The sequence below is a fragment of the Litorisediminivivens sp. KMU-197 genome (assembly GCF_056858395.1).
Window position 1 is genome coordinate 56380 of the sequence record NZ_JBXEQG010000008.1, and the last position, 22006, is coordinate 78385.

The following is a 22006-nucleotide window of genomic DNA, read 5'->3' on the forward strand; positions in this document are numbered from 1 at the left end:
TCGCGTCGCATTCAGCCGGCAACTCCGAACTAGTCCGTCCGGATTACGCCTCCACCATCGGCGGCCAGGGCCGCTGGTCCTCGGCTTCGATCCACGCCCGGAAATGCTCGGGCAATGGCGGCAACGCCTCTTCATGGCCCAGCGCCGCCAGCACCTGCTCCGGCGGCACGATGCCGCGCTTGCCGGTGACTGCCGTGCGATACATCGCGTGCCCGGCGCATTCGCCGTCCTTCTTCCACATCGACTGTTCGAGGTAGAGGAACTTGTCGTCCACCCCCACGGCGCGCGAGCGCATCTCGAAACCCTCGAAGGACCGGATGCGGCGGCGATACCGCGTACAGGACCCGGCCACCGTCAGGCCCCAACGGTTGTCGCGCAGCACCGGATAGAGCCCCGTTCGGATCGCAAGCGGGATGCGCCCCAGATCATAAAGCGTCAGGGTGCGGCCGTTGTTCAACTCCATCCAGAAGTCGATGTCCCATGGCCAGCACCGATGATGCGAGACATGAGTGCCGGTCAGCGGCAGCGGATCGGCGTTGCGGTGAATGATGAGTTCAAGCGCCATGCGGGCAAAGGGATACATGCGGGCACCTCCTGCCCCTAGGTCGCGCCGCGCCGCGGCAAGAGCAAGCCGTAACGCGGCGGCACTTGTCCTTTGGTCGCGGTGCGCTTACCTAGGCTGCGATCCAAGGAGAGAAGACCAGATGTATGCGATTTACGGGCCGATCAAGCTGATCCTCGACGTGGCGTTCTTCATCATGATTTTGCATATCATCATGAGCTGGCTGATCAATTTCCAGGTGCTTAACCTCGGTCAGCAATTCGTGGCGCAACTCTGGTACGGCCTGAACCGCCTGCTGGAACCGATCTATCGCCCGATCCGCAACATCCTGCCGGACACAAGGCCGCTCGACCTGGCGCCGCTGGTGGCCTTCATCATCCTGATTTCCCTGCGCGATTTCATCCTGCCGGAGCTCTTCGGGCTGATCTAACACGGGGCGGGTGCTTTGCGCTCATCCCGCGGCTGCCTCTTGTTCACCGATTCTCAATGTGAGACTGTTCCTGTAAGAGCAGTTTAGAACAAATCTTGCAGGATTTCTGACATGGACCAGACCGCCACGCTTTTGCGGGACGTGTTCGGATTCGACGGTTTTCGCCCCGGTCAGGGCGAGATCGCCGAAGCCGTGGCGCGCGGCGAGAACGTGCTGGCGATCATGCCCACCGGCGGCGGCAAGTCCCTGTGTTTCCAGCTGCCCGCGCTGATGCGCGACGGCGTGACGGTGGTGATCTCTCCGCTCATAGCCCTGATGCGCGATCAGGTGCGGGGCCTGCGCGAGGCGGGTGTCGAGGCCGGTGCGCTCACCTCCGGAAACACGCCCGAGGAAACCGACGCGGTCTTGGAGGCGCTGGAGCGTGGCACGCTGAAGCTGCTCTACCTCGCCCCGGAACGTCTGGCCGCGGGCGGCACCCTGCAGATGCTGCGCCGCATCGGCGTCAGTTCCATCGCCGTGGACGAGGCGCATTGCGTCAGCCAGTGGGGCCATGACTTCCGCCCCGACTACCTGCGCATCGGCGAATTGCGCCGCAGTCTGGGCGTGCCGCTGGCCGCCTTTACCGCCACCGCCGACCGCGAGACCCAGGACGAGATCGTCACCCGCCTGTTCGACGGCGAAGAGCCCGCCCGCTTCCTGCGCGGCTTCGACCGGCCCAACATTCACCTTGCTTTCCAGCCCAAGAACAGCCCGCGCCGCCAGATCCTCGACTTCGCTGCCGCCCGGCGCGGGCAGTCGGGCATCGTCTATTGCGGCACCCGCGCCAAGACCGAGGGCCTAGCCCGCGCCCTGTCGGACGATGGCCACAGCGCGTGTTTCTATCACGGCGGCATGGATGCCGAGGACAGGCGTATCGTCGAGACCCGTTTCGCCCGCGAGGACGGGCTGATCGTGGTCGCCACCGTGGCCTTCGGCATGGGCGTGGACAAGCCTGACATCCGCTGGGTTGCCCATGCCGACATGCCCAAGTCCATCGAGGCCTATTACCAGGAAATCGGTCGCGCCGGCCGCGATGGCGCCCCGGCCGAGACGCTGACCCTGTTCGGCGCCGATGACATCCGCCTGCGCCGGTCCCAGATCGACGAGGGCCTCGCCCCGCCCGAACGCCGCGCCGCCGACCATGGCAGGCTGAATGCGCTGCTGGGCCTTGCCGAGGCTTTGGAATGCCGTCGCAAGACCCTGCTGGGCTACTTCGGGGAAGACGCCGATGCCTGCGGTCACTGCGACCTCTGCCAGACCCCGGTCGAGACCTTCGACGCCACCGATGCGGTGCGCAAGGCGCTCTCGGCGGCGCTGCGCACCGGCGAATGGTTCGGCGCCGGTCACCTGATCGACATCGTCATGGGCAACGAGACCGACAAGGTCCGCCAGAAGGGCCACGACCAGTTGCCCACCTTTGGCGTCGGGCGCGAATTCGACAAGCGCGGCTGGCAGGCGGTGTTCCGTCAGATGATGGGCCACGACCTGTTCCGCCCCGATCCCGAACGTCACGGCGCCCTGCGCATGACCGAGGCCGCGCGCCCCATCCTGCGTGGGGAGGACACGATCACCTTGCGCAAGGATACCATTGCCAAGGCGCAGGCCACCCGCCGCCCCGCCGTCAAGGCGATGGTCAGCGACGAGGACGCGCCGCTGCTGTCCGCGCTCAAGGCCAAGCGCCGGGCGCTGGCCGAGGCTGCGAGCGTCCCCGCCTATATCATCTTCACCGACCGCACCCTGATCGAGATGGCCGAGGCGCGGCCCGACAGCCTCGACGCGATGGCCGGGATCAGCGGGGTCGGCGCCAAGAAGCTTGAGAAATACGGCGCCGAGTTCCTTTCGGTCATCACTGGCGCCGACGAAGAGATGCACCCGACACGGCGCAAGCTGGCCGGGCGCGACGCTGGCGCGCTCTATGACCGTCTGATGCAGGTGCAGGCCGATCTGGCGCGCGGCGAGATGGGAACCGACAAGCCACTGTCCTGCTCGGCCTCGCAATTGGCCAAGCTGGCCGAGCGTCGCCCATCGGTGCCCGAAGAGCTGGAAAAGCTGCTGGGCGAGCGACGCGCGGAGCGCTTTGGCGCGGCCTTTCTGGACGTTCTGCGCGAAGCATCCTAAGTCCGGGTCCAAACGGAGGGACTTGAATGCTCGTGGTAATCTCGCCGGCCAAGCGGCTGGACTGGTCCGAAGTCAACGTCGACAGCACCGAACCTGCAATGCAGGACGACGCCCTGCGGCTGGCGAAGACCGCGCGCAACCTGACGCTGCGCGACCTGAAGGGGCTGATGGACCTCAGCGATGATCTGGCGCGGCTGAACCGCGACCGGTTTCGCGACTTCGCGGAAGACCCTGCGCCCAATGCCACCCGCCCGGCGATCTTCGGCTTTGCCGGCGACACCTATCAGGGGCTCGAGGCGCGTTCTTTGGAACCGGACGAGCTGCGGTATGCGCAGGATCACCTGCGCATCCTGTCCGGCCTCTATGGCGTGCTGCGGCCGCTGGACGCGATCCAGCCCTATCGGCTGGAGATGGGTTCGCGGCTGAAGACGCGGCGGGGCACAAACCTCTACCACTATTGGCGCGACCAGATCGCGAAGGCGCTGACTGCGCAGGCCGAGGAGACCGGCACCGATACGCTGATCAATTGTGCCAGCCAGGAATACTTTGGCGCGGTGGACCCGAAGGCGCTGAAGCTGAAGGTGGTCACGCCGCAGTTCTACGACATGAAGGGCGGCAAGCCCAAGATCGTCAGCTTCTTTGCCAAGAAGGCGCGCGGCGCAATGGCGCGCTACATCGTGCAGAACCGCTTGCGCGATCCGCAGGATATCCTTGCTTTCGACCTCGGCGGCTATCGCCATTGCGCAGAGTTGTCGGAGCCGGGCCGTCTGGCATTCCTGCACGACGCCAGAGACTGACAGGGCATCTTCAAAAAAGCGCGAAGAAAGCATTCGGCAGGCAGGTTCTTCCAAGTCCCGGCGCGAGGGCGTTTAGTAACGCCAACCAGACAAGGAGACAGCCGGTGACCGACCGCAGCTATTACGCGCCCCATGGCGGGCTTCCGGGGCAGACCGAGCTGCTGACCGGACGCGCCGTCTTTACCGAAGCCTATGCGGTGATCCCCAAGGCTACGATGACCGACATCGTGACTTCGTTCCTGCCGCACTGGCAGGATACCCGCGCCTGGGTGATCGCGCGGCCGCTGTCGGGCTTCGCCGAGACCTTTTCGCAATACATCATGGAAGTCGCCCCCGGCGGTGGCAGCACCCAGCCCGAACCGAATCCCGAGGCTGAGGGCGTGCTTTTCGTGGTGGGCGGCACCATTGTGCTGAACATCGAGGGCACCGAGCACCGGCTGACCGAGGGTGGCTTTGCCTACCTGCCGCCGTCCTGCGCGTGGTCGCTGAAGAACGACGGCACCGATCCTGCGCGGTTTCACTGGATCCGCAAATGCTACGAGCCGGCCGAGGGGCTGGACGCGCCCGAGGCGTTCGTGACCTCGGATCACGACGTGGCGCCGACGCCGATGCCCGACACCAACGGCGCCTGGGCGACGACGCGTTTCGTCGATCCGGCAGACCTGCGCCACGACATGCACGTGACGGTGGTGACCTTCGAGCCGGGCGGGGTGATCCCCTTCGCCGAGACCCACGTGATGGAGCACGGGCTCTACGTGCTGGAGGGCAAGGCTGTCTATCGGCTCAACCAGGACTGGGTCGAGGTCGAAGCGGGTGATTTCATGTGGCTGCGCGCCTTCTGCCCGCAAGCCTGCTACGCCGGCGGTCCGGGGCGCTTCCGTTACCTGCTCTACAAGGACGTGAACCGTCACGCCAAGCTGTAAGCGGGCCGCCCGCGGTCCTCGGAGCCGCGTCCCGGACCTGATCCGGGACCTCTACCCCGACGCCGACCGTGAGGCCCCGGAGCAGGTCCGGGGCTGCGGTTACCAGCAACGCTGCGGTCCCTCTGCGTCATCCCGTGGCGCGCTCGTCCCGCCACGCGGGCGCGTATTTCGCCAGCATCGCCTCGATATCCGCGCGTTTCAGCGGCTTGGTGATGTAATCGTCGAGCCCCGCCGCCAGAAGCGCCTCGCGGTCGCCACTCATGGCGTGGGCGGTGCAGGCGATGATCGGGACACGCCTGCCGCTTGAGGCCTCCAGCTTTCGGATCTCGGCGGTGGCGGTCTTGCCGTCCATCTCGGGCATCGAAATGTCCATGAAGATGACATCCGGCTCCAGCGCCTCATAAAGCGCCACGGCCTCAAGCCCATTGTCGGCGAAATGCAGGTCGATCTCGAGTGTCTTGACCATCTTGCGGAAGACGAACTGGTTGGTCTTGTTGTCCTCGGCCGTCAGCACCCGGAGGGACCGTGCCTGTCGGGCCGACCCGGCGGCGGGCGGGGCGGCGGGCTGCGACACTGCTGGCGGCGTGGTGGCAGCCGGCGGCGGTGCCGGGGGCGCGGGCATTAAGGACGCCTCGACCGGGGGCAACAGGCCGCCGAGCGTGCCGAACAGGACGCTCCGCGGCACCGGCTTCTGCAGGATCGCCGTCAGGTGCCGCGCCGCGGGGTCCTGCTCGGCAAAGCCGGTGTTGGAACTGAGCATGACGATCGGCACCCCGTGCCCGGCGTCGCGCAGGGCCTGCGCCAGCTCGAGCCCGTCCATCTCGGGCATGTTGTGATCGGTCAGGATCAGGTCGAAGCGCGGGTCGCCGGCATAGAGCGCCAGCGCCTCGCGCCCGTTGGCACAGCTGGCGGTCTCGACTTGCATCACCTGCATCTGGCGCTCCAGGATGGTCCGGTTCATCGCGTGGTCGTCGACGATCAGCACCCGGCGCAGGTGGCGCGGCAGATGTGGCGGGCGCACCGGCCCCTCGGCGGCGGCGGACAGCACAATCTGGAAACCGAAACTCGATCCGCTGCCGACGACACTGTCGACCCAGACCCTGCCGCCCATCATCCCGACCAGCCGCTTTGAAATCGCCAACCCCAGCCCGGTGCCTTCGAACTTGCGGTTGGTCTCGTCCTCGACCTGATTGAATTCGCCGAAGACATGCGCCAGCTTTTCCTCCGGAATGCCGATGCCGGTGTCCTCGACAGTGATATGGATCGACGTTCCGCCATCCTCCCGCGGGAGACCGACGACACGCGTCAGCACATGGCCGCACAGCGTGAACTTCACGGCGTTGCCGATGATGTTCGTCAGCACCTGACGGATGCGCCCCGGATCGCCGACGAATTCGGTGGGCAAAAAGATGTCGTAGTCCACCAGCAGGTCGATGCCCTTGTCGCGCGCCGAGGGCTGCAACAGCATGATGACCTCGTGGATGGCGCGTTCAAGGTCGAAGGGCTCCGGGTGAAGCACCATCTTGTCGGCCTCGATCTTCGAATAGTCCAGCACGTCGTTGATAATCACCATCAAGGCTTCGCCAGAATTCTTCATGGTGTTGACGTAGAGCCGCTGCTCTTCGCTCAACTCGGTATCGGTGAGAAGTTCGGCCATGCCGATGACGCCATTCATCGGGGTGCGGATTTCGTGGCTCATGTTGGCAAGGAAGGCGGACTTCGCGCGGTTCGCGGCCTCGGCCCTGTTGCGCGCGTCGCGTAAGGCGGTCTCATACCGGATGGTGTCGGTGATGTTGAGTACGAGGCTCACCACGTCGCCGTCTTCGCCGCGTTTGTCGAGCACCTTGAGGTACGTGTCGTTCCACAGCCGCACGGTCACCGGTTCCGGCGTAGCGGATTGCCAGCGGTCCAGCATCATCATCCGCCAGTCCGCCGGAGGCAGGTCGCCGCTGTCGACGATGCCCTCTTCGGTCAGCAGTTGCAGGATGCGGGCGAAGGGCACGCCGGGGCGGACCTCGTCCAGCCCGTCGAACACCGACAGATAGGCGGAGTTGGCGAAGATAAGGCAATGGCTGCTGTCGAAGAAGGCAAAACCGTCTTCGATGGTCTCGACGGCCTGATGCAGGCGGCGCTGGGCGACCTCGAGGTTCTGGGTGGCGCGCGTGAGGTCGGACTTCACGCGCTGGTTCTCGTCCCGGACGGTGGCCATCTCGGCGCGGGACTCGACGATTTCCTCGCTCAACGCGCGGGCATGGTGGCCAAGCTTGCGGTTGGCGGCGAACAGCTCGGCCTGCTTGAGCTCCAGCAAACGTTCGGCGGCCAGCCGGGCGCGGCGTTCCTCCGCTAGTTTGCTGGCAAGACTCATGGCCCGGGCTCCATGTATAACACGGTAATCCGCGCAACTTGGCCGCAAGGCATGAAGAATGGCTTAACCTTGTTGCCGCAAACCGATGACGCAAATGTCATGAGGCCGGGGGAATCGTTGCCAGCCGGGGTCACAAGTGGGACAATATGACGATTAGGACCGGAGGAATTTTGATGCACCGATTTGTTGCCGGCCTTTTGGCCGCCGTTCTTTCAGTGCCGGCTTTGGCGCAGGGCGCAGCACAGGACGTCATTCCGGACAGACGTGCCGTATTTTCGCGCAACATCGACTTTCTGGGCGCGGATCTTCAGGCGCTTTTCGACACCGATCTCGCCACCTGCGAACGCGTCTGCCTGAGCGATCCGGACTGCCGGGCCTTCACCTATAACAGCCGGTCCAACGCTTGTTTCCCCAAAAGCGCTGTGACCGGGGTCTCGCCCTACCAGGGCGCGGTCTCGGCCAAGGTCGTGACGAGCGATCCGGCGGTGACGGCGCGGGCGGGGGTGCGGCTACGCGATCTGGATTTCCTGTCGCAACACGATCTGGACGCGGCACTGGCGCAGGCCCGCACCCTCGGCGGACGTCACTTCGGCGGCACGTCGACGGTCGAGGCCCTGCTTGAAATCGCCCGGCAGGACGAGGTCGACGGCAATCTCGCCGGCGCGCTCCGCTGGACCGGGGCCGCGCTGGCGCAGAGCGATGCGGCCGACCTCTGGGTCGATTACGCCCGCCTCGCCCTGAAGCACGCCATGGCCGGCAATCGCGCGTCCAATGCACGAGAGTTGATCGGAGCCGCGCTGACAGGGGGGATCAACGGCTACCTGCGCGCCTCCGGCGATCCGGGCCGGGTGGCGGCGCTGATGGTTCTGGCGCAAGCGTTGGAAGAGGCCGGCCGGGGCCGCGACACGGTGCCCGCATTGCGGCTGGCCGCAAGCCTGCAACCCCGGGCCGATGTCACCGCCGCGCTGGAAGACGCGGTCGGCAAATACGGCTTCCGCATCACCGAACACCGAACCGAAAGCGACCGGGCCGAGCCCCGCATCTGTGTTACGTTCAGCGAGGATCTGGTGCGGGCGGGTCAGGATTATGCGACCTATGTCCAGCTGCCCGATCCCGGCCTCGCGGTCACCGCCTCGGGTCGCGACATATGCGTCAGCGGCGTCGCGCACGGCAAGCGCTATACGCTGACCTTCCGCGAGGGCCTGCCCGCCGCGTCCGGCGAGGCCACGATCAAGGACGTCTCGATCACGCAATATGTCCGCGACCGGTCGCCTGCCGTGGCCTTCAAGGGCCGTGCCTACGTGCTGCCGCGGTCTGCCGGGGCCGCGCTGCCGATCGAGACGGTGAACCTCTCCGAGGTCGACCTGACGCTGCGCCGCATCTCCGACCGCAACCTGCTGCGCGCCATACAGGACAGCTATTTCGGTGAGCCGATGGGCTATTACACCGAACGCCAGTTCGACCGCGAGGTCGGCGAAACGGTGTGGCAGGGCGTTGGCGAAGTCGAGCAGCAGCTCAACCGGGATGTCGTCACCCGGCTGCCGGTGGGCGGGATGCTCGCGGATCAGCCGCCGGGGATCTACGCGCTGACCGCCAGGGTGCCCGGCGCGGACGCCTATTCCGACGACATGGCAACCCAGTGGTTCGTATTGTCGGACCTCGGTCTGGCCAGCATGTCCGGCACCGACGGGCTGCATGTGTTCATCCGCGGCCTTGGCGACGCCGAGGCCCGCGCAGGTGTCGAGGTGCAGCTGGTCAGCCAGTCCAACCGCGTGCTGGCACAGGCCGCGACGGACGCGCAGGGCCACGTCGTCTTTGACCCCGGACTGACGCGCGGCACCCAGGGCGCGGCGCCGGCGCTGCTGGTGGCGAAGACCGGCGATGACATCGCCTTCCTGTCGCTCACCGATCCGGCCTTCGACCTGTCCGACCGCGGCGTCGAGGGGCGCGAGCCCGCCGGTCCGATCGATGTCTTCATTGCCACCGACCGTGGCGCCTATCGCGCCGGCGAGACGATCCATGTCACCGCGCTGACCCGCGACGCCGAGGCGCAGGCGATCGAGGGCCTGCCCCTGACCGCCATGCTGACACGCCCCGACGGCGTCGAATACTCCCGCCACCTGTCGCAGTCGGGCCAAGTCGGGGGCCATGTCTTCGACCTTGCCACCGGGCCGGGCGTGCCGCGCGGCACGTGGCGGATCGAACTGCATGCAGATCCGGACGCCCCGGCGCTGGTCAGCCGCACCGTGCTGATCGAGGACTTCCTGCCCGAGCGCATCGACTTCGACCTTGCGCTGCCCGAAGGCCGCATCACCGCGACCGACAGCCCCGAACTGCGCATCGACGCGCGCTATCTGTTCGGGGCCCCCGGCGCCGACCTGCCGGCCGAGGTGCGCGTGCGCCTGTCGCGGGCAGACGGGATTGACGGCTGGCCGGGCTTCACCTTCGGCCGTCACGACACCACTTTCGACCCCCGCACCCGCTACATGGAGGGTGAGCTTCGCACAGACGCCACCGGCCATCTGCAGGTGCCGCTGGCCCTGCCCGAAATCGAGGGCGACGCCGCCAACCTGCCGATGACCGCCGAGGTCGTCGTTGCCATGTCCGAAGGGTCGGGCCGCCCGGTTGAACGCAGGGTGATCCGCGACCTTGCGGCCGCTGGTCCCGTGCTGGGCATCGACCCGTTGTTCGATGGCGTGGTCAAGGAGGGCTCGGAAGCCCGCTTTCGCCTGATCGGGCTGGACGCCGACGGTCAGCCCGCGCCAATGCAGGTCAGGTGGACCCTCAACCGCGTCCGCACCCGTTATGAATGGTATCGGCTTTACGGGTCGTGGAACTGGGAACCCACCGTTACCCGCACCGAAATCGCCAGCGGCGCGCTTGCGTTGGGCCAGACCCCCACCGAGATCGCCGCCGATGTCGATTGGGGCAATTACGAGCTGGTGGTGGAGCGCACCGACGGAGATTACGTCGCCGCCTCCACCGGGTTCTGGGCCGGCTGGTACGCGCCCGCCGATGCGACCAACACGCCGGATACGCTCGACGTGTCGCTCGACAAGCCCGCTTACCGCCCGGGCGAGACCGCCACCTTGCGGCTGGTGCCGCGCTACGCCGGGACCGCGCTGATCACCGTCATGTCGAACCGCGTGATCGACATGCAGACCGTCGACGTCACCGAGGGCGAGAACCTGGTTCCCCTCCCGGTCACGGACGATTGGGGTGCCGGGGCCTACGTCACCGCAACCGTCATCCGCCCGATGGACGCGCCCGCCGGGCAGAACCCCGCCCGCGCGCTGGGCCTTGCCCATGCCGGCATCGACCCGGGACCCAAGGCGCTGGACGTGACGCTGATCACCGCCGAAACCTCCGACCCGCGCGGGCCACTGACTGCAGAGGTGCAGGTCGCGGGCGTCGCTCCGGGCGAAACCGCCCATGTCACCGTCGCCGCCACCGACCTTGGCATCCTCAACATCACCGGCTTTCAAAGCCCCGATCCGCAGGGCCACTACTTCGGCCAGCGCAAGCTGGGGGTTGAGATGCGTGACATCTATGGTCGGTTGATCAACGGTCTCGACGGCGCCATGGGACAGGTCCGCTCGGGCGGTGACGCGGGCGATGCGGCGCGGTTCAACAGCCCGCCCAAACTGGACGAGTTGGTTGCCCTGTTTTCCGGCCCGGTCGAGGTCGGACCGGATGGCACCGCAGAGGTCACCTTCGACATTCCCGAGTTCAACGGCACCGTGCGGCTGGCGGCCGTCGTCTGGTCGCGCAGCGGGGTCGGGCAGGCCGAGGCCGATGTTCTGGTGCGCGATCCGGTTGTCGTCACCGCCAGCCTGCCGCGTTTCCTGTCGCCCGGCGACACCAGCCGCCTGCTGGTGGAAGTGGTCCATGCCGAGGGCCCCGCGGGCGAGATGGACCTGACCCTTACCGCGCAGGGTCTCACCCTCGACGCCTCTGCCATTCCCGCGACGCTCAGCCTGGCGGCGCAGGAAAAGACCGCCTTCACTGTCCCGATCACCGCGGGCGACGAGGGGCGGCACGCGATCACCCTGTCGCTGACCACACCCGACGGCAAGGTCCTGCGCAAGTCGCTGGACGTGCCGGTGCGCAATAACGACCCCGAGGTCTCGGACACACGCCGCTTGTCACTGGCCGAGGGCGAGACCTTTACCTTCAACGACAACGTCTTCGCCGGTCTCCGCCCTGGCACCGGTTCAGCGCTGGTCGCTGCCGGGCCGCTGGCGCGCTTCGATGCGCCCCGCCTGCTGGCCGCGCTCGACCGTTATCCCTATGGTTGCACCGAGCAGATCACCAGTCAGGCGATGCCGCTGCTCTACCTGTCGTCAGTGGCCGAGGCGATGGGCCTGACCGAGACCGCGCAGATCCAGACCCGCATCGACCAGACTGTCGCCCGCATCCTCACCCGGCAGGCGCCGAACGGTGCCTTCGGGCTGTGGAGCGCAACATCCGGCGATGTCTGGCTCGACGCCTATGTCAGCGACTTCCTCAGCCGTGCAAGAACGCAGGGCTACAGCGTCCCCGACCTTGCTTTCCGTCAGGCTATGGACAACCTCAAGAACCAGGTCAACTACGCCCCCGATTTCGACAAGGGCGGCGAGGATCTGGCCTATGCGCTGCTGGTGATGGCCCGTGAAGGCGCGGCGGCGGTGGGCGACCTGCGCTACTACGCCGATGTAAAGGCCGACAACTTCGACACACCGCTGGCCGCCGCGCAGCTGGGTGCCGCGCTGGCGATGTATGGCGATCAGACCCGCGCCGACCGCATGTTCCGGACCGCCATGGCCATGATAGCGCCGGAGGACACCCCCGAAACCCCGGTGCTGCGGGCCGATTTCGGCACCCGGCTGCGCGACGCCGCCGGCTTGCTGTCACTCGCCGTCGAGGCCGGATCCGACGCGGTCGACCGCGAGGCGCTGGTCCACCGCATCGCCGCCCGGCGCCCCGAAATGTCGACGCAGGAGCAGGCCTGGTCGCTGCTTGCGGCCAGCGCCATGGTCACGGACCCCGCTGCCGGCAGCATCCTGCTGGACGGCGAGCGGGTTGCCGGCCCGCTGGTCCGGAGATTCCGCGACGGCGCCGCCCCGCGCAGCATCACCAACGCCGGTACCGGGCCGACCGACGTGACCCTGACCACCTATGGCAAGCCCGCCGGCGCAGTGGATGCCTCGGGCTACGGCTATCGCATCGACCGCAGCTACTACACGTTGGACGGCGCGGCGGTCACTGGCCCGGTTCGCACCGGCGACCGGTTCGTCACCGTGCTGACCGTGACCCCGGCCGAGGATACCGGCGCGCGGCTGATGATCGACGATGCGCTGCCTGCCGGGTTCGAGATCGACAACCCCAACCTTTTGCGCTCCGGTCAGGTCCGCGCGCTCGACTGGCTTGATCCGTCCCGCGTCCGCCACAGCGAGTTCCGCGCCGACCGTTTCCTTGCTGCGGTGGATCACGAGGGTGTCGAGCCTGTCCAGCTGGCCTATATCGTCCGCGCCATTTCGCCCGGTCGCTTCCACCACCCCCCCGCGGTGGTCGAAGACATGTACCGCCCGCAATACCGTGCCCGCACCACCTCGGGGCAGTTGGTGGTCGCGGAATGAAACGGCTCGGGCTCTTCCTGTTGATCGCGGCGTTATGGAGCGTGGCCGCCGCGCGCGACGCCTTTGACGATTGGGTGAACGCCACGCAATTGCCGCCGGTACTGGCCGCCACATCGGTCGAGGTGCTTGACCGCGAGGGCCGATTGCTGCGTGGATATACCGTCGAGGACGGCCGCTGGCGCTTCTCGGTCACGCTGGACGAGATCGACCCGCTGCTGATCAAGATGCTTGTCACCTACGAGGACGGCCGCTTCTGGCAGCATCCCGGTGTCGACAGCAAGGCCATCGTCCGCGCGGTCTATCTCGCGCTGAAGCACGGTCGCGTGGTGTCGGGCGGATCGACGCTGACGATGCAGGTCGCGCGGCTTCTTGAGGACAGCGGCACCGGGGCACTTGCCGGCAAGCTGCGGCAGGCGCGGCTGGCGCTGGCGTTGGAGCGCAAGCTGACCAAGCGCGAGATCCTGACGCTCTACTTCACCCATGCCCCCTATGGCGGCAATCTCGAAGGCGTCCGGGCCGCCGCGCTGGGGTATTTCGGCAAGGAACCGCGCCGCCTGACCCCGGCCGAAGCCGCGCTGCTCGTGGCCCTGCCGCAAAGCCCCGAGGGCCGCCGCCCGGACAAGCGCCACGCCAATGCGGTGGCTGCCCGTGACCGGGTGCTGAAGCGGATGCAGCGCGATCACGTGATCGACGCCGAGACCGCCGCCGCCGGCAGGCGCGAAGCCATTCCCGACGCCCGCCGAGATTTCCCGGTGCTGGCCTCGCACCTGTCTGACCGGGCGCGCGAGGACCGGCCCTTCGCGCCCGCCCATGACCTCACGGTCGACCGCGACCTGCAAGCCCGGCTGGAGCGTCTTGCCGCCCGCGCGGTCCGGGGCAAGGGAGACCACCTGTCCATTGCGCTGCTCGTCGCCGACCACGAGACCGGCGAGATCCTCGCCTCGGTCGGCTCCGCCGGGCTGAGCGAGGCCGAATCCCGCGATGGCTTCGTCGACATGACCCAGGCCCTGCGCTCGCCCGGCTCGACCCTGAAACCGCTGATCTATGCGCTGGCCTTCGACCGTGGCCTTGCCCATCCGCAGACCCTGATCGACGACAGCCCGGTGCGGTTCGGACCCTATGCGCCGCAGAACTTCGACGGCCGGTTCCGTGGCGAGGTGACAGTGGAACGCGCCTTGCAGATGTCGCTGAACATCCCTGTGGTCAAACTGACAAACGCGCTTGGGCCGGCGCATCTGATGGCCGCTCTGCGCCGCTCCGGCGCGGAACCCGCACTGCAAGGCACGCAGCCCGGCCTTGCCATCGCACTGGGCGGGATCGGCATGACGCTGGCGGACATGGTACAGCTTTACGCCGCGCTGGCGCAGATGGGCGAGGCACGTCCGCTCTATTGGCGGCAGGGCGCGCGCCCGCAACCCGGGGCCGATGTAACGGGCCGCGTCGCCGCCTGGCAGGTGGCCCAGATCCTGGCGGACCTGGCCCCGCCGCCCGGCGCCCCGCGCGACTGGCTGGCCTACAAGACCGGCACATCCTACGGCCACCGCGACGCCTGGGCGCTGGGTTTCGACGGGCGGCATGTCGCCGGCGTCTGGATCGGCCGCCCCGACGGCACCCCGGTGCCCGGCGCCTTCGGCGGTGACACCGCCGCCCCGGTGCTGTTCGAGGCGTTCCAATTGCTGAAAACCGCCCCCGACGACCTGCCGCCGCCGCCCCCGGCGACGCTGATCGTTCGCAACGCCGACCTGCCGCAGCCGCTGAAGCGCTTCCGCCCGCGCGACGGCCGCTTCGCCCGCAACACTGGCGGGCTTGAACTGGCCTTTCCGCCCCACGGCGCGGTGATGTCGGGCACGCAGGTGACGGTGAAGCTGCGACACGGCAGGCCGCCCTTCACCATCCTCGTCGACGGCACGCCCTTCATCACCGGGGCGCGGCAGCGCGTGCTGCCGATCGTTCTGCCCTCGCGCGGCTTTTCGCACCTCGCGGTGATCGATGCCGAGGGCACCTCGGTCGGTGCGACGGTGCGGCGCGAGTGAGCCTGCTCCGTTAACGGACCGGAATGCCTTGCCCCCGCCATGGTCACGCACCCTGATCCGTCAACGGATCAGCACCGATCCATCAATGGATCGGACTACCACGCCTCCGCCTTTGTCATGCATCCTGATCCGTCAACGGATCAGTATCGATCCATCAATGGATCGGGCGCCTCACAAAGTTTCGATGGCCAGCGCAATGCCCTGACCGCCGCCGATGCACATGGTCACCAGACCCTTGCCGCCACCGATCCGCTGAAGTTCATACAGCGCCTTGACCACAAGGATCGACCCCGTGGCCCCCACCGGGTGCCCCAGCGCAATGGCGCCACCATTGGGGTTCACCTTCGCGGGATCGAGCCCCAGTTCCTTGTTTACTGCAAGCGCCTGCGCGGCAAAGGCCTCGTTCGATTCGATCACGTCGAAGTCGGCAAGGTCCAGCCCGGTCTTCTCGGCCAGCTTGCGGCAGGCCGGGATCGGGCCGAAACCCATCACCTCGGGTCGCACGCCTGCAACCGCGTAGCCCAGAATACGCGCCATTGGCTTCAGACCCGAGGCCGCCCCAGCCCGCGCCAGCACGATCGCCGCTGCGCCGTCGTTGATGCCGCTGGCATTGCCCGCCGTCACGCTGCCGTCCTTCTGGAATGCCGGGCGCAGCCCTGCAAGCGCCTCCGCCGAGGTCTCCTTGGGGTGTTCATCCTTGGCAAAGGCCACCATGTCGCGCTTCACCCGCACCTCGACCGGAGCGATCTGGTCGTCGAAATGGCCCTCGGCGATGGCCTTGGCCGCGCGCTGCTGGCTTTGCAGCGCGAAAGCGTCCTGTTCCTCGCGGCTGATGTCGGATTCAGCGGCCACGTTTTCCGCCGTGATCCCCATGTGCCCGGTGCCGAACGGGCAGTTGAGCGCGCCCAGCATCATGTCGACGGTGCGGATGTCGCCCATCTTCTGGCCGAAGCGCTGCTGCGGGTTGATGAACGGCGACCGGCTCATGTTCTCGGCGCCGCCGGCCAGTGCAAAGTCGGCATCGCCCAGCATCAGCGCCTGCACCGCCGAAACCACCGCCTGCGCGCCCGACCCGCACAGCCGGTTGACGTTCATCGCCGGCGCCTCGTCCGGCACCCCGGCGGCGCGCGCGACGGCGCGGCTCAGGTACATGTCGCGCGGCTCGGTGTTGATGACGTGGCCAAAGACGGTCTGGCCGATTTGCCCGGGGTCGACGCCGGCGCGCTCCAGCGCTGCCTTGGCGGCCACGGTGCCGAGGTCGATCGGCGGCGTGTCCTTGAAGGCACCGCCGAAGGTGCCGATTGCGGTGCGTGCGCCGCCCAGAATGACGATGTCGTCTGCCATGATGTATTCTCCCGATTCTGCGCGCAGTATGCGCCGCGCCGCCCGGACTGTCACAGCGACGTTCCGTCAGAATTGCCGCTTGATCTCCGTCTCCATTCGGCGCAATCCTTCCGCCATGACGGAAACACCTGACGATATTCTGGCCCTTCTGCCTGCCCGCCTGAAAGAGGCCCGCCGCACGCAGGGCCTGTCGCTGGAGGCGGTGGCCAAGCTCTCGGGCGTGTCGCGTTCCATGGTCAGCCAGATCGAGCGCGGCGAAAGCTCGCCCACCATCGCGACACTTTGGAACCTGACCCGGGCCTTGCAGGTCGATTTCGCCGGTCTGCTGGAGGATCAGGAACCGCGCGACCGCATCGAGGTGTTGCGGGCCGACCAGATCCCGGTGATCGAAAACATGGGCGCGGGGTGCCGCATCCGCATCTTCTCGCCCCCCGAAGAGGCCGGCCGCAACGAACTTTACGAACTGCGCTTCGACGAAGGCGGGCGGCTGGACAGCCAGCCGCACAAGCGCGGCACGACCGAGATTCTAAGCGTGATCAATGGCGCGGTCGAGGTGGTGTCGGGCGAGGCAACAGAGCGGCTCGAACGCGGCGACAGTGCCCGTTACGCTGCCGACCTGCCGCACAGCATCCGGGCGCTCGACGGCACGGCGAAGGCCTTCCTCGTGGTGCAGGACTCGGGTTGAATAATTGGTGGCTCCGGCGAGCCGGGGACCGCAGAGAAACACCGTGGCAGCTTGAGTTCCGTTTTAGTGGATAAAATCCATTAAAACGAAAATCCGCTATTTCGGATGTGCATCTGTTGTGATAGACAGCCTCACGCAAAGGAGTCGCATCATGTCACAGGCATTTATGGATCACCTCACCGATACGCTGCAGCAGATCGAAGCTGACGGGCTGAAGAAGGTCGAACGTCCAATCACCTCGGCCCAAGGCGCGCGAATGCAGGTCGGCGACCGCGAGATGATCAACCTTTGTGCCAACAACTACCTCGGGCTTGCCGATCACCCGGCGTTGATCGCGGCCGCGAAGGCCGCCATGGACAGCCACGGCTACGGTATGGCTTCGGTGCGTTTCATCTGCGGTACCCAGGATCTGCACCGCGAATTGGAGCAGAAGCTTGCCGCCTTCCTCGGCACCGACGACGCGATCCTGTTCGCCGCTTGCTTCGACGCCAATGGCGCGGTGTTCGAGCCGCTTCTGGGGCCCGAGGATGCGGTGATTTCGGACGCGCTGAACCATGCCAGCATCATCGACGGCATCCGCCTGTCCAAGGCCAAACGCTTCCGCTACGCCAACTCCGACATGGCGGATCTTGAGGCGAAGCTGAAAGAGGCCCGCGACGGCGGAGCGCGTCACGTGATGATTGCCACCGACGGCGTCTTTTCGATGGACGGCTATCTGGCGAAGCTGGGCGACATCCGTGCCCTGGCCGATCAGTACGACGCAGTGCTGATGGTCGACGACTGCCATGCCACCGGCTTCATGGGCCCCAAGGGCGCCGGCACCCCGGCGCATGCCGGGGTCTCTGCCGATATCCTGACCGGCACGCTGGGCAAGGCGCTGGGCGGGGCCATCGGCGGCTATGTCGCGGCTTCGCAGCCGGTGGTCGACCTGTTGCGGCAACGCGGCCGGCCCTACCTGTTCTCCAACTCCCTGCCGCCCGCGGTGGTGGCCGCCGGGATCAAGGCGCTGGAGCTGGTCGAGCAGGGCGACGACCTGCGCGAAAAGCTGTTCGAGAACACGAAGTACTGGCGCAAAGGGCTGGAACGGCTGGGCTTCGACCTGCTGCCCGGCGAGCATCCCATCGTGCCGGTCATGCTGGGCGAGGCGCGGCTGGCGCAGGACATGGCGGCAAAGCTGTTCGACGAGGGCGTCTATGTCTCGGGCTTCTTCTTCCCGGTCGTGCCCAAAGGGCAGGCGCGGATCAGGACGCAGATGAACGCCGCCCTGACGCGCGACGATCTGGATCAGGCACTGGCCGCGTTCGAGCGTGCCGGCAAGGCCGTGGGGGTTTTGAAATGAGAAACGACATGAAAGCGCTGGTGAAGGCCGAACCGGCCGAGGGGCTCTGGATGCAACATGTCCCGGTGCCGGAAATCGGCCCCGACGACGTGCTGATCAAGATCAACAAGACCGGCATCTGCGGCACCGACGTGCACATCTGGAACTGGGATGAATGGGCGCAGAAAACCGTACCCGTACCGCTGGTCACAGGCCATGAATTCGCCGGTGAGATTGTCGAGATCGGCGCCCGCGTCGAGGACCTGAAGATCGACCAGCGCTGTTCGGGCGAGGGCCACCTGATCGGCAAGCATTCGCGCCAATCGCGCGCCGGGAAGTTCCACCTTGATCCCGAAACCCGTGGTATCGGCGTCAACGAACAGGGGGCCTTCGCCCAGTACCTGCGCCTGCCAGCGTTCAACGTGGTGCCGCTGCCGGACGAGATCGACGACGAGATCGGCGCAATCCTCGATCCGCTGGGCAATGCGGTCCACACTGCGCTGAGCTTCGATCTGGTGGGCGAGGACGTGCTGATCACCGGCGCCGGACCGATCGGCATCATGGCGGCGGCGGTGGCGCGGCACGTCGGCGCGCGTCACGTGGTGATCACGGACATCAACGCCGAGCGCTTGGCGCTGGCCGAGAAGGTCGCCGATGTGGTGCCTGTCAACGTGGCCCATCAGGACCTGAACGACGTCAAGGCCGGGCTGAAGATGAAGGAAGGCTTCGACGTCGGGCTCGAGATGTCCGGCAACCAGCGCGCGCTCGACCAGATGGTCGAAGCTCTGGTGATGGGCGGCCGCATCGCGCTGCTGGGCATTCCGCCGGGCAAGTCGCCGGTCGATTGGTCGCGCATCGTGTTCAAGGCGATCACCATCAAGGGTGTCTACGGGCGCGAGATCTTCGAAACCTGGTACAAGATGATCGCCATGCTGGAGAACGGCCTCGACGTGCGCGGTGTCATCACCCACCGCTTCAAGGCCGACGATTTCCAGCAGGGCTTTGACGCCATGCGATCGGGCAATTCCGGCAAAGTGGTGCTGGAGTGGTAAGCGGGATGCCGGGCTGAAGCCCGGCCTACGGAAAGGTTGAAAAGGTAGCGGCCCGCCCCTGGCGTCCAGACGCACAGGGGCGGGAATTCAGCGATTGCGGCTATAAGGCACGAAGAGGGCGCTTTGCCCCAACTCGCGCAGCAGCCGGAACACCCCGAAATCCTCGCGGGTGTTCATATCCATCGCGTCAACCACGTCGTTCAGGCCTGTCTGAGTCATCTGGTGCATCCGTCACCCCTTTTCAGCAAAGCCCCCGCGGGCAAGCTGACGGATGCGGGTTACCAAGTGCTTACCGGGCCTGAACCGGTTTGCGAGGATTTGACTCAACGCCAGGGGCAGGGCGGTGGGTCGCTGACCCACCGTGATTGTCACGCCCCGTAGGGCACCCAGATGTTCTTCACTTCCGTGGCCGCATCCAGGAAATCGCGGCCTTCGCCCTCGGACCCGAACCAGTCGCGGGACTTGCCGTTGTTGACCCAGGTGCGCTTGAGGTTGCCCGCTGCGCCGCGCTCGATCTCGGTGGCGAGGTCGGTGGACGAAAAGCTCCAGACCGCGTCCACATCCATGTGCTCGGCCAGCGTCTTGGCCAGCTCGGCATGAGACCCGGTGAGGATGTTGACCACCCCGCCCGGCACGTCCGAGGTTTCGAGGATCTGGTAGAAGTCGGTGGCCGCCAGCGGGTAGGGCTCCGACGCTACCAGCACCGTGCGGTTGCCCATCGCCATCGCCGGACCCATGACGGACACCAGCCCTAGCAGCGGCAGCGCGTCGTCGCAGAGCGCGCCGATCACGCCGACCGGTTCACGCATCGCCAGCGCCACCGCGCGGATCGGCACATTGTGCGCCTGCCCGTCGAACTTGTCGGCCCATGCGGCATAGGTGAACAGCCGCCTGATCGAGGCCTCGACCTCCTTCGCGCCATCCTTGCGACCGGTCAGGTCATTGACCCGGCCGGCAAACTCGGTCGCGCGCGCCGACAGGTTCTCGGCGATGTAATAGAGGATTTGCGCCCGAAGATGCCCGGTGGACGCCGACCATGCCTCCGCGCCCTTCGCGGCCTCGACAGCGTTGCGCACATCCTTGCGGTTGGCGAGGCTGGCATGACCCAGAAGCGCACCCTTCGGGCCGTGGACGCCGCGCGAATAGCCGCCATCGGGCCGCGCCTGCTTGCCCCCGATGTAAAGCTTTGCGGTCCGGTCCAGCGGATCGTTCGGGCCCTTGTCGCCTGCGAAAGCCTCGACCTTCTGCAGCGGTTTGCCGTCGCCGATGGGTCGGGTGTAGGCGCTCATGCCTTCCCATCCGCCTTCGCGTCCGAAGCCGCTTTCGCGCACCCCGCCGAAGCCCGCCGCCGCGTCGAACATGTTGGTGCCGTTGATCCAGACGACCCCCGCTGCCAGCTTGGGCGCAATGTCCAGCGCGACGTTGATGTTTTCGCTCCACAGCGTCGCGGCAAGGCCGTAGCGGGTGTTGTTGGCGACCTCGACCGCCTCGGACGGTGTGCGGAAGGTGGTGCCCACCAGAACCGGGCCGAAGATCTCCTCCTGCATCAGCGTGTCCGAAGGGTGCAGCCCGGTGATCAGTGTCGGCGGATAGAAGCAGCCCTCGGACGGAAGATCGACGTTGGCGTGATACAGCTCGCCCGAGGTGTTGGCGTCGACCATCCGCGAGATCGTCTGCAATTGTACCGGATCGACGATGGCGCCGACGTCGATGCTCTTGTCCAGCGGGTTGCCCATACGCAGCTTGTCCATGCGGGCGCGCAGGCGGGCGTGGAATGTTTCGGCGATGCCTTCCTGCACGATCAGCCGCGACCCTGCGCAGCAGACCTGCCCCTGGTTGAACCAGATCGCATCCACCAGCCCCTCGACGGCGCTGTCGATATCGGCATCCTCGAACACGATGTAGGGCGACTTGCCGCCCAGTTCGAGCGTGAGCGCCTTGCCCGATCCGGCAATGGCGGATCGGATCGCGCGGCCCACGGGGGTGGAGCCGGTGAAGGCCACCTTGTCGACGCCACGGTGAGTGACGATCGCCTCGCCCACTTCGCCATCGCCGGTCAGGATGTTCACGACGCCCTTGGGCAGCCCGGCCTGCGTGCAGATATCGGCAAAAAGCAGTGCCGTCAGCGAGGTGTACTCGGCCGGTTTCAGCACCACGGTATTGCCCGCCGCCAGTGCCGGCGCGATCTTCCATGCCAGCATCAGCAGCGGGAAGTTCCACGGGATCACCTGTCCGCAGACACCATGTGCCTCGCGCCCCGGCAATTCGCTGTCCATCAACTGGGCCATGCCGGCGTGGTAGTAGAAATGCCGCTGCGCCAGCGGAATGTCGATGTCGCGGCTCTCGCGGATGGGCTTGCCGTTGTCGAGGGTTTCCAGCACCGCGAACAGCCGCGAATGCTTCTGGAGCAGCCGCGCGATGGCGTAAAGATACCGCGCCCGTCCGTGGCCACCGAGGCCAGCCCACTTCGGCTGAGCCTTGCGGGCGGCGGCGACGGCATCGTCGATCTCGGACGGGATTGCCTGGGTCAGATCGGCCAGCGTCTCGCCACTGGCAGGGTTTTTCGACGGAAAGTCGCCCCGCGCGGCTGTCCACTCTCCATTGATATACATGCCGAAGCGGCTGCCCTGATCGACGATCCAGGCCAGCGCGTCGCCGGCGCTCTCGGGGGCGGGGCCGTATTCCATGCTCTCGAAGATTTCCTTGACGGTCATGTCCAGAC

14 protein-coding genes are annotated in these 22006 nt (G+C 66.7%); 9 read left to right on the forward strand and 5 right to left on the reverse strand.

Annotated elements, in window-relative coordinates; genetic code table 11:
• Nucleotides 1-43: 43 nt before the first annotated feature.
• On the reverse strand, nucleotides 44-583 hold the full coding sequence (locus AC04PT_RS15960; RefSeq protein WP_482874720.1) for an acyl-CoA thioesterase: 540 nt from the start codon (nucleotides 581-583) through the stop codon (nucleotides 44-46).
• A 121-nt stretch (nucleotides 584-704) separates the two neighbouring features.
• On the opposite strand from AC04PT_RS15960, the gene AC04PT_RS15965 reads away from it, so the two are divergent.
• The 4 genes from AC04PT_RS15965 to AC04PT_RS15980 all read left to right on the forward strand — a co-directional run bounded on the left by AC04PT_RS15965 (nucleotide 705) and on the right by AC04PT_RS15980 (nucleotide 4869).
• Nucleotides 705-992: a YggT family protein gene (locus tag AC04PT_RS15965; RefSeq protein ID WP_482874721.1), complete on the forward strand. Its 288-nt coding sequence runs from the start codon at nucleotides 705-707 to the stop codon at nucleotides 990-992.
• Between the two features lie 111 nt (nucleotides 993-1103).
• Nucleotides 1104-3149 (forward strand): DNA helicase RecQ, encoded by a 2046-nt coding sequence (gene recQ / locus AC04PT_RS15970; protein ID WP_482874722.1) that lies wholly within the window; start codon nucleotides 1104-1106, stop codon nucleotides 3147-3149.
• Between the two features lie 26 nt (nucleotides 3150-3175).
• Entirely contained in the window at nucleotides 3176-3946 is a 771-nt protein-coding gene (gene yaaA, locus AC04PT_RS15975) for a peroxide stress protein YaaA (RefSeq protein WP_482874723.1), read from the forward strand.
• A gap of 104 nt (nucleotides 3947-4050) precedes the next feature.
• Nucleotides 4051-4869 (forward strand): bifunctional allantoicase/(S)-ureidoglycine aminohydrolase, encoded by an 819-nt coding sequence (locus AC04PT_RS15980; protein WP_482874724.1) that lies wholly within the window; start codon nucleotides 4051-4053, stop codon nucleotides 4867-4869.
• 127 nt (nucleotides 4870-4996) lie between these two features.
• Here AC04PT_RS15980 and AC04PT_RS15985 read toward each other — a convergent pair whose 3' ends face one another.
• On the reverse strand, nucleotides 4997-7234 hold the full coding sequence (locus tag AC04PT_RS15985; RefSeq protein ID WP_482874725.1) for a response regulator: 2238 nt from the start codon (nucleotides 7232-7234) through the stop codon (nucleotides 4997-4999).
• Nucleotides 7235-7407: 173 nt separating this feature from the next.
• Between AC04PT_RS15985 and AC04PT_RS15990 the strand changes: the two genes are divergently transcribed.
• Complete coding sequence (locus AC04PT_RS15990; RefSeq protein WP_482874726.1) at nucleotides 7408-12852, forward strand: MG2 domain-containing protein; 5445 nt, start codon at nucleotides 7408-7410, stop codon at nucleotides 12850-12852.
• A complete protein-coding gene (gene pbpC, locus AC04PT_RS15995) occupies nucleotides 12849-14885 on the forward strand; it encodes a penicillin-binding protein 1C (RefSeq protein ID WP_482874727.1) in 2037 nt (678 codons plus the stop codon). Before AC04PT_RS15990 ends, pbpC begins: the two co-directional genes overlap by 4 nt.
• Nucleotides 14886-15056: 171 nt before the next feature.
• On the opposite strand, the gene AC04PT_RS16000 is transcribed toward pbpC, so the two are convergent.
• The gene (locus tag AC04PT_RS16000) at nucleotides 15057-16229 is read right to left on the reverse strand and encodes an acetyl-CoA C-acyltransferase family protein (protein WP_482874728.1); all 1173 of its coding nucleotides are present in this window, start codon (nucleotides 16227-16229) and stop codon (nucleotides 15057-15059) included.
• A 115-nt stretch (nucleotides 16230-16344) separates the two neighbouring features.
• On the opposite strand from AC04PT_RS16000, the gene AC04PT_RS16005 reads away from it, so the two are divergent.
• From AC04PT_RS16005 to tdh, 3 genes are all read left to right on the forward strand, one after another.
• Nucleotides 16345-16914: a helix-turn-helix domain-containing protein gene (locus tag AC04PT_RS16005; RefSeq protein ID WP_482874729.1), complete on the forward strand. Its 570-nt coding sequence runs from the start codon at nucleotides 16345-16347 to the stop codon at nucleotides 16912-16914.
• A gap of 151 nt (nucleotides 16915-17065) precedes the next feature.
• The gene (locus tag AC04PT_RS16010; RefSeq protein ID WP_482874730.1) at nucleotides 17066-18253 is read left to right on the forward strand and encodes a glycine C-acetyltransferase; all 1188 of its coding nucleotides are present in this window, start codon (nucleotides 17066-17068) and stop codon (nucleotides 18251-18253) included.
• Nucleotides 18250-19284, forward strand: coding sequence for an L-threonine 3-dehydrogenase (tdh, locus tag AC04PT_RS16015; RefSeq protein ID WP_482874731.1), 1035 nt, complete (start codon nucleotides 18250-18252; stop codon nucleotides 19282-19284). The genes AC04PT_RS16010 and tdh overlap by 4 nt, the downstream gene beginning before the upstream one ends.
• Before the next feature lie 87 nt (nucleotides 19285-19371).
• Here the strand turns inward: tdh and AC04PT_RS16020 are convergent, their stop codons facing one another.
• Complete coding sequence (locus AC04PT_RS16020) at nucleotides 19372-19503, reverse strand: hypothetical protein (RefSeq protein ID WP_482874732.1); 132 nt, start codon at nucleotides 19501-19503, stop codon at nucleotides 19372-19374.
• Between the two features lie 149 nt (nucleotides 19504-19652).
• Nucleotides 19653-21998 (reverse strand): aldehyde dehydrogenase family protein, encoded by a 2346-nt coding sequence (locus tag AC04PT_RS16025; RefSeq protein WP_482874733.1) that lies wholly within the window; start codon nucleotides 21996-21998, stop codon nucleotides 19653-19655.
• Nucleotides 21999-22006: the final 8 nt, after the last annotated feature.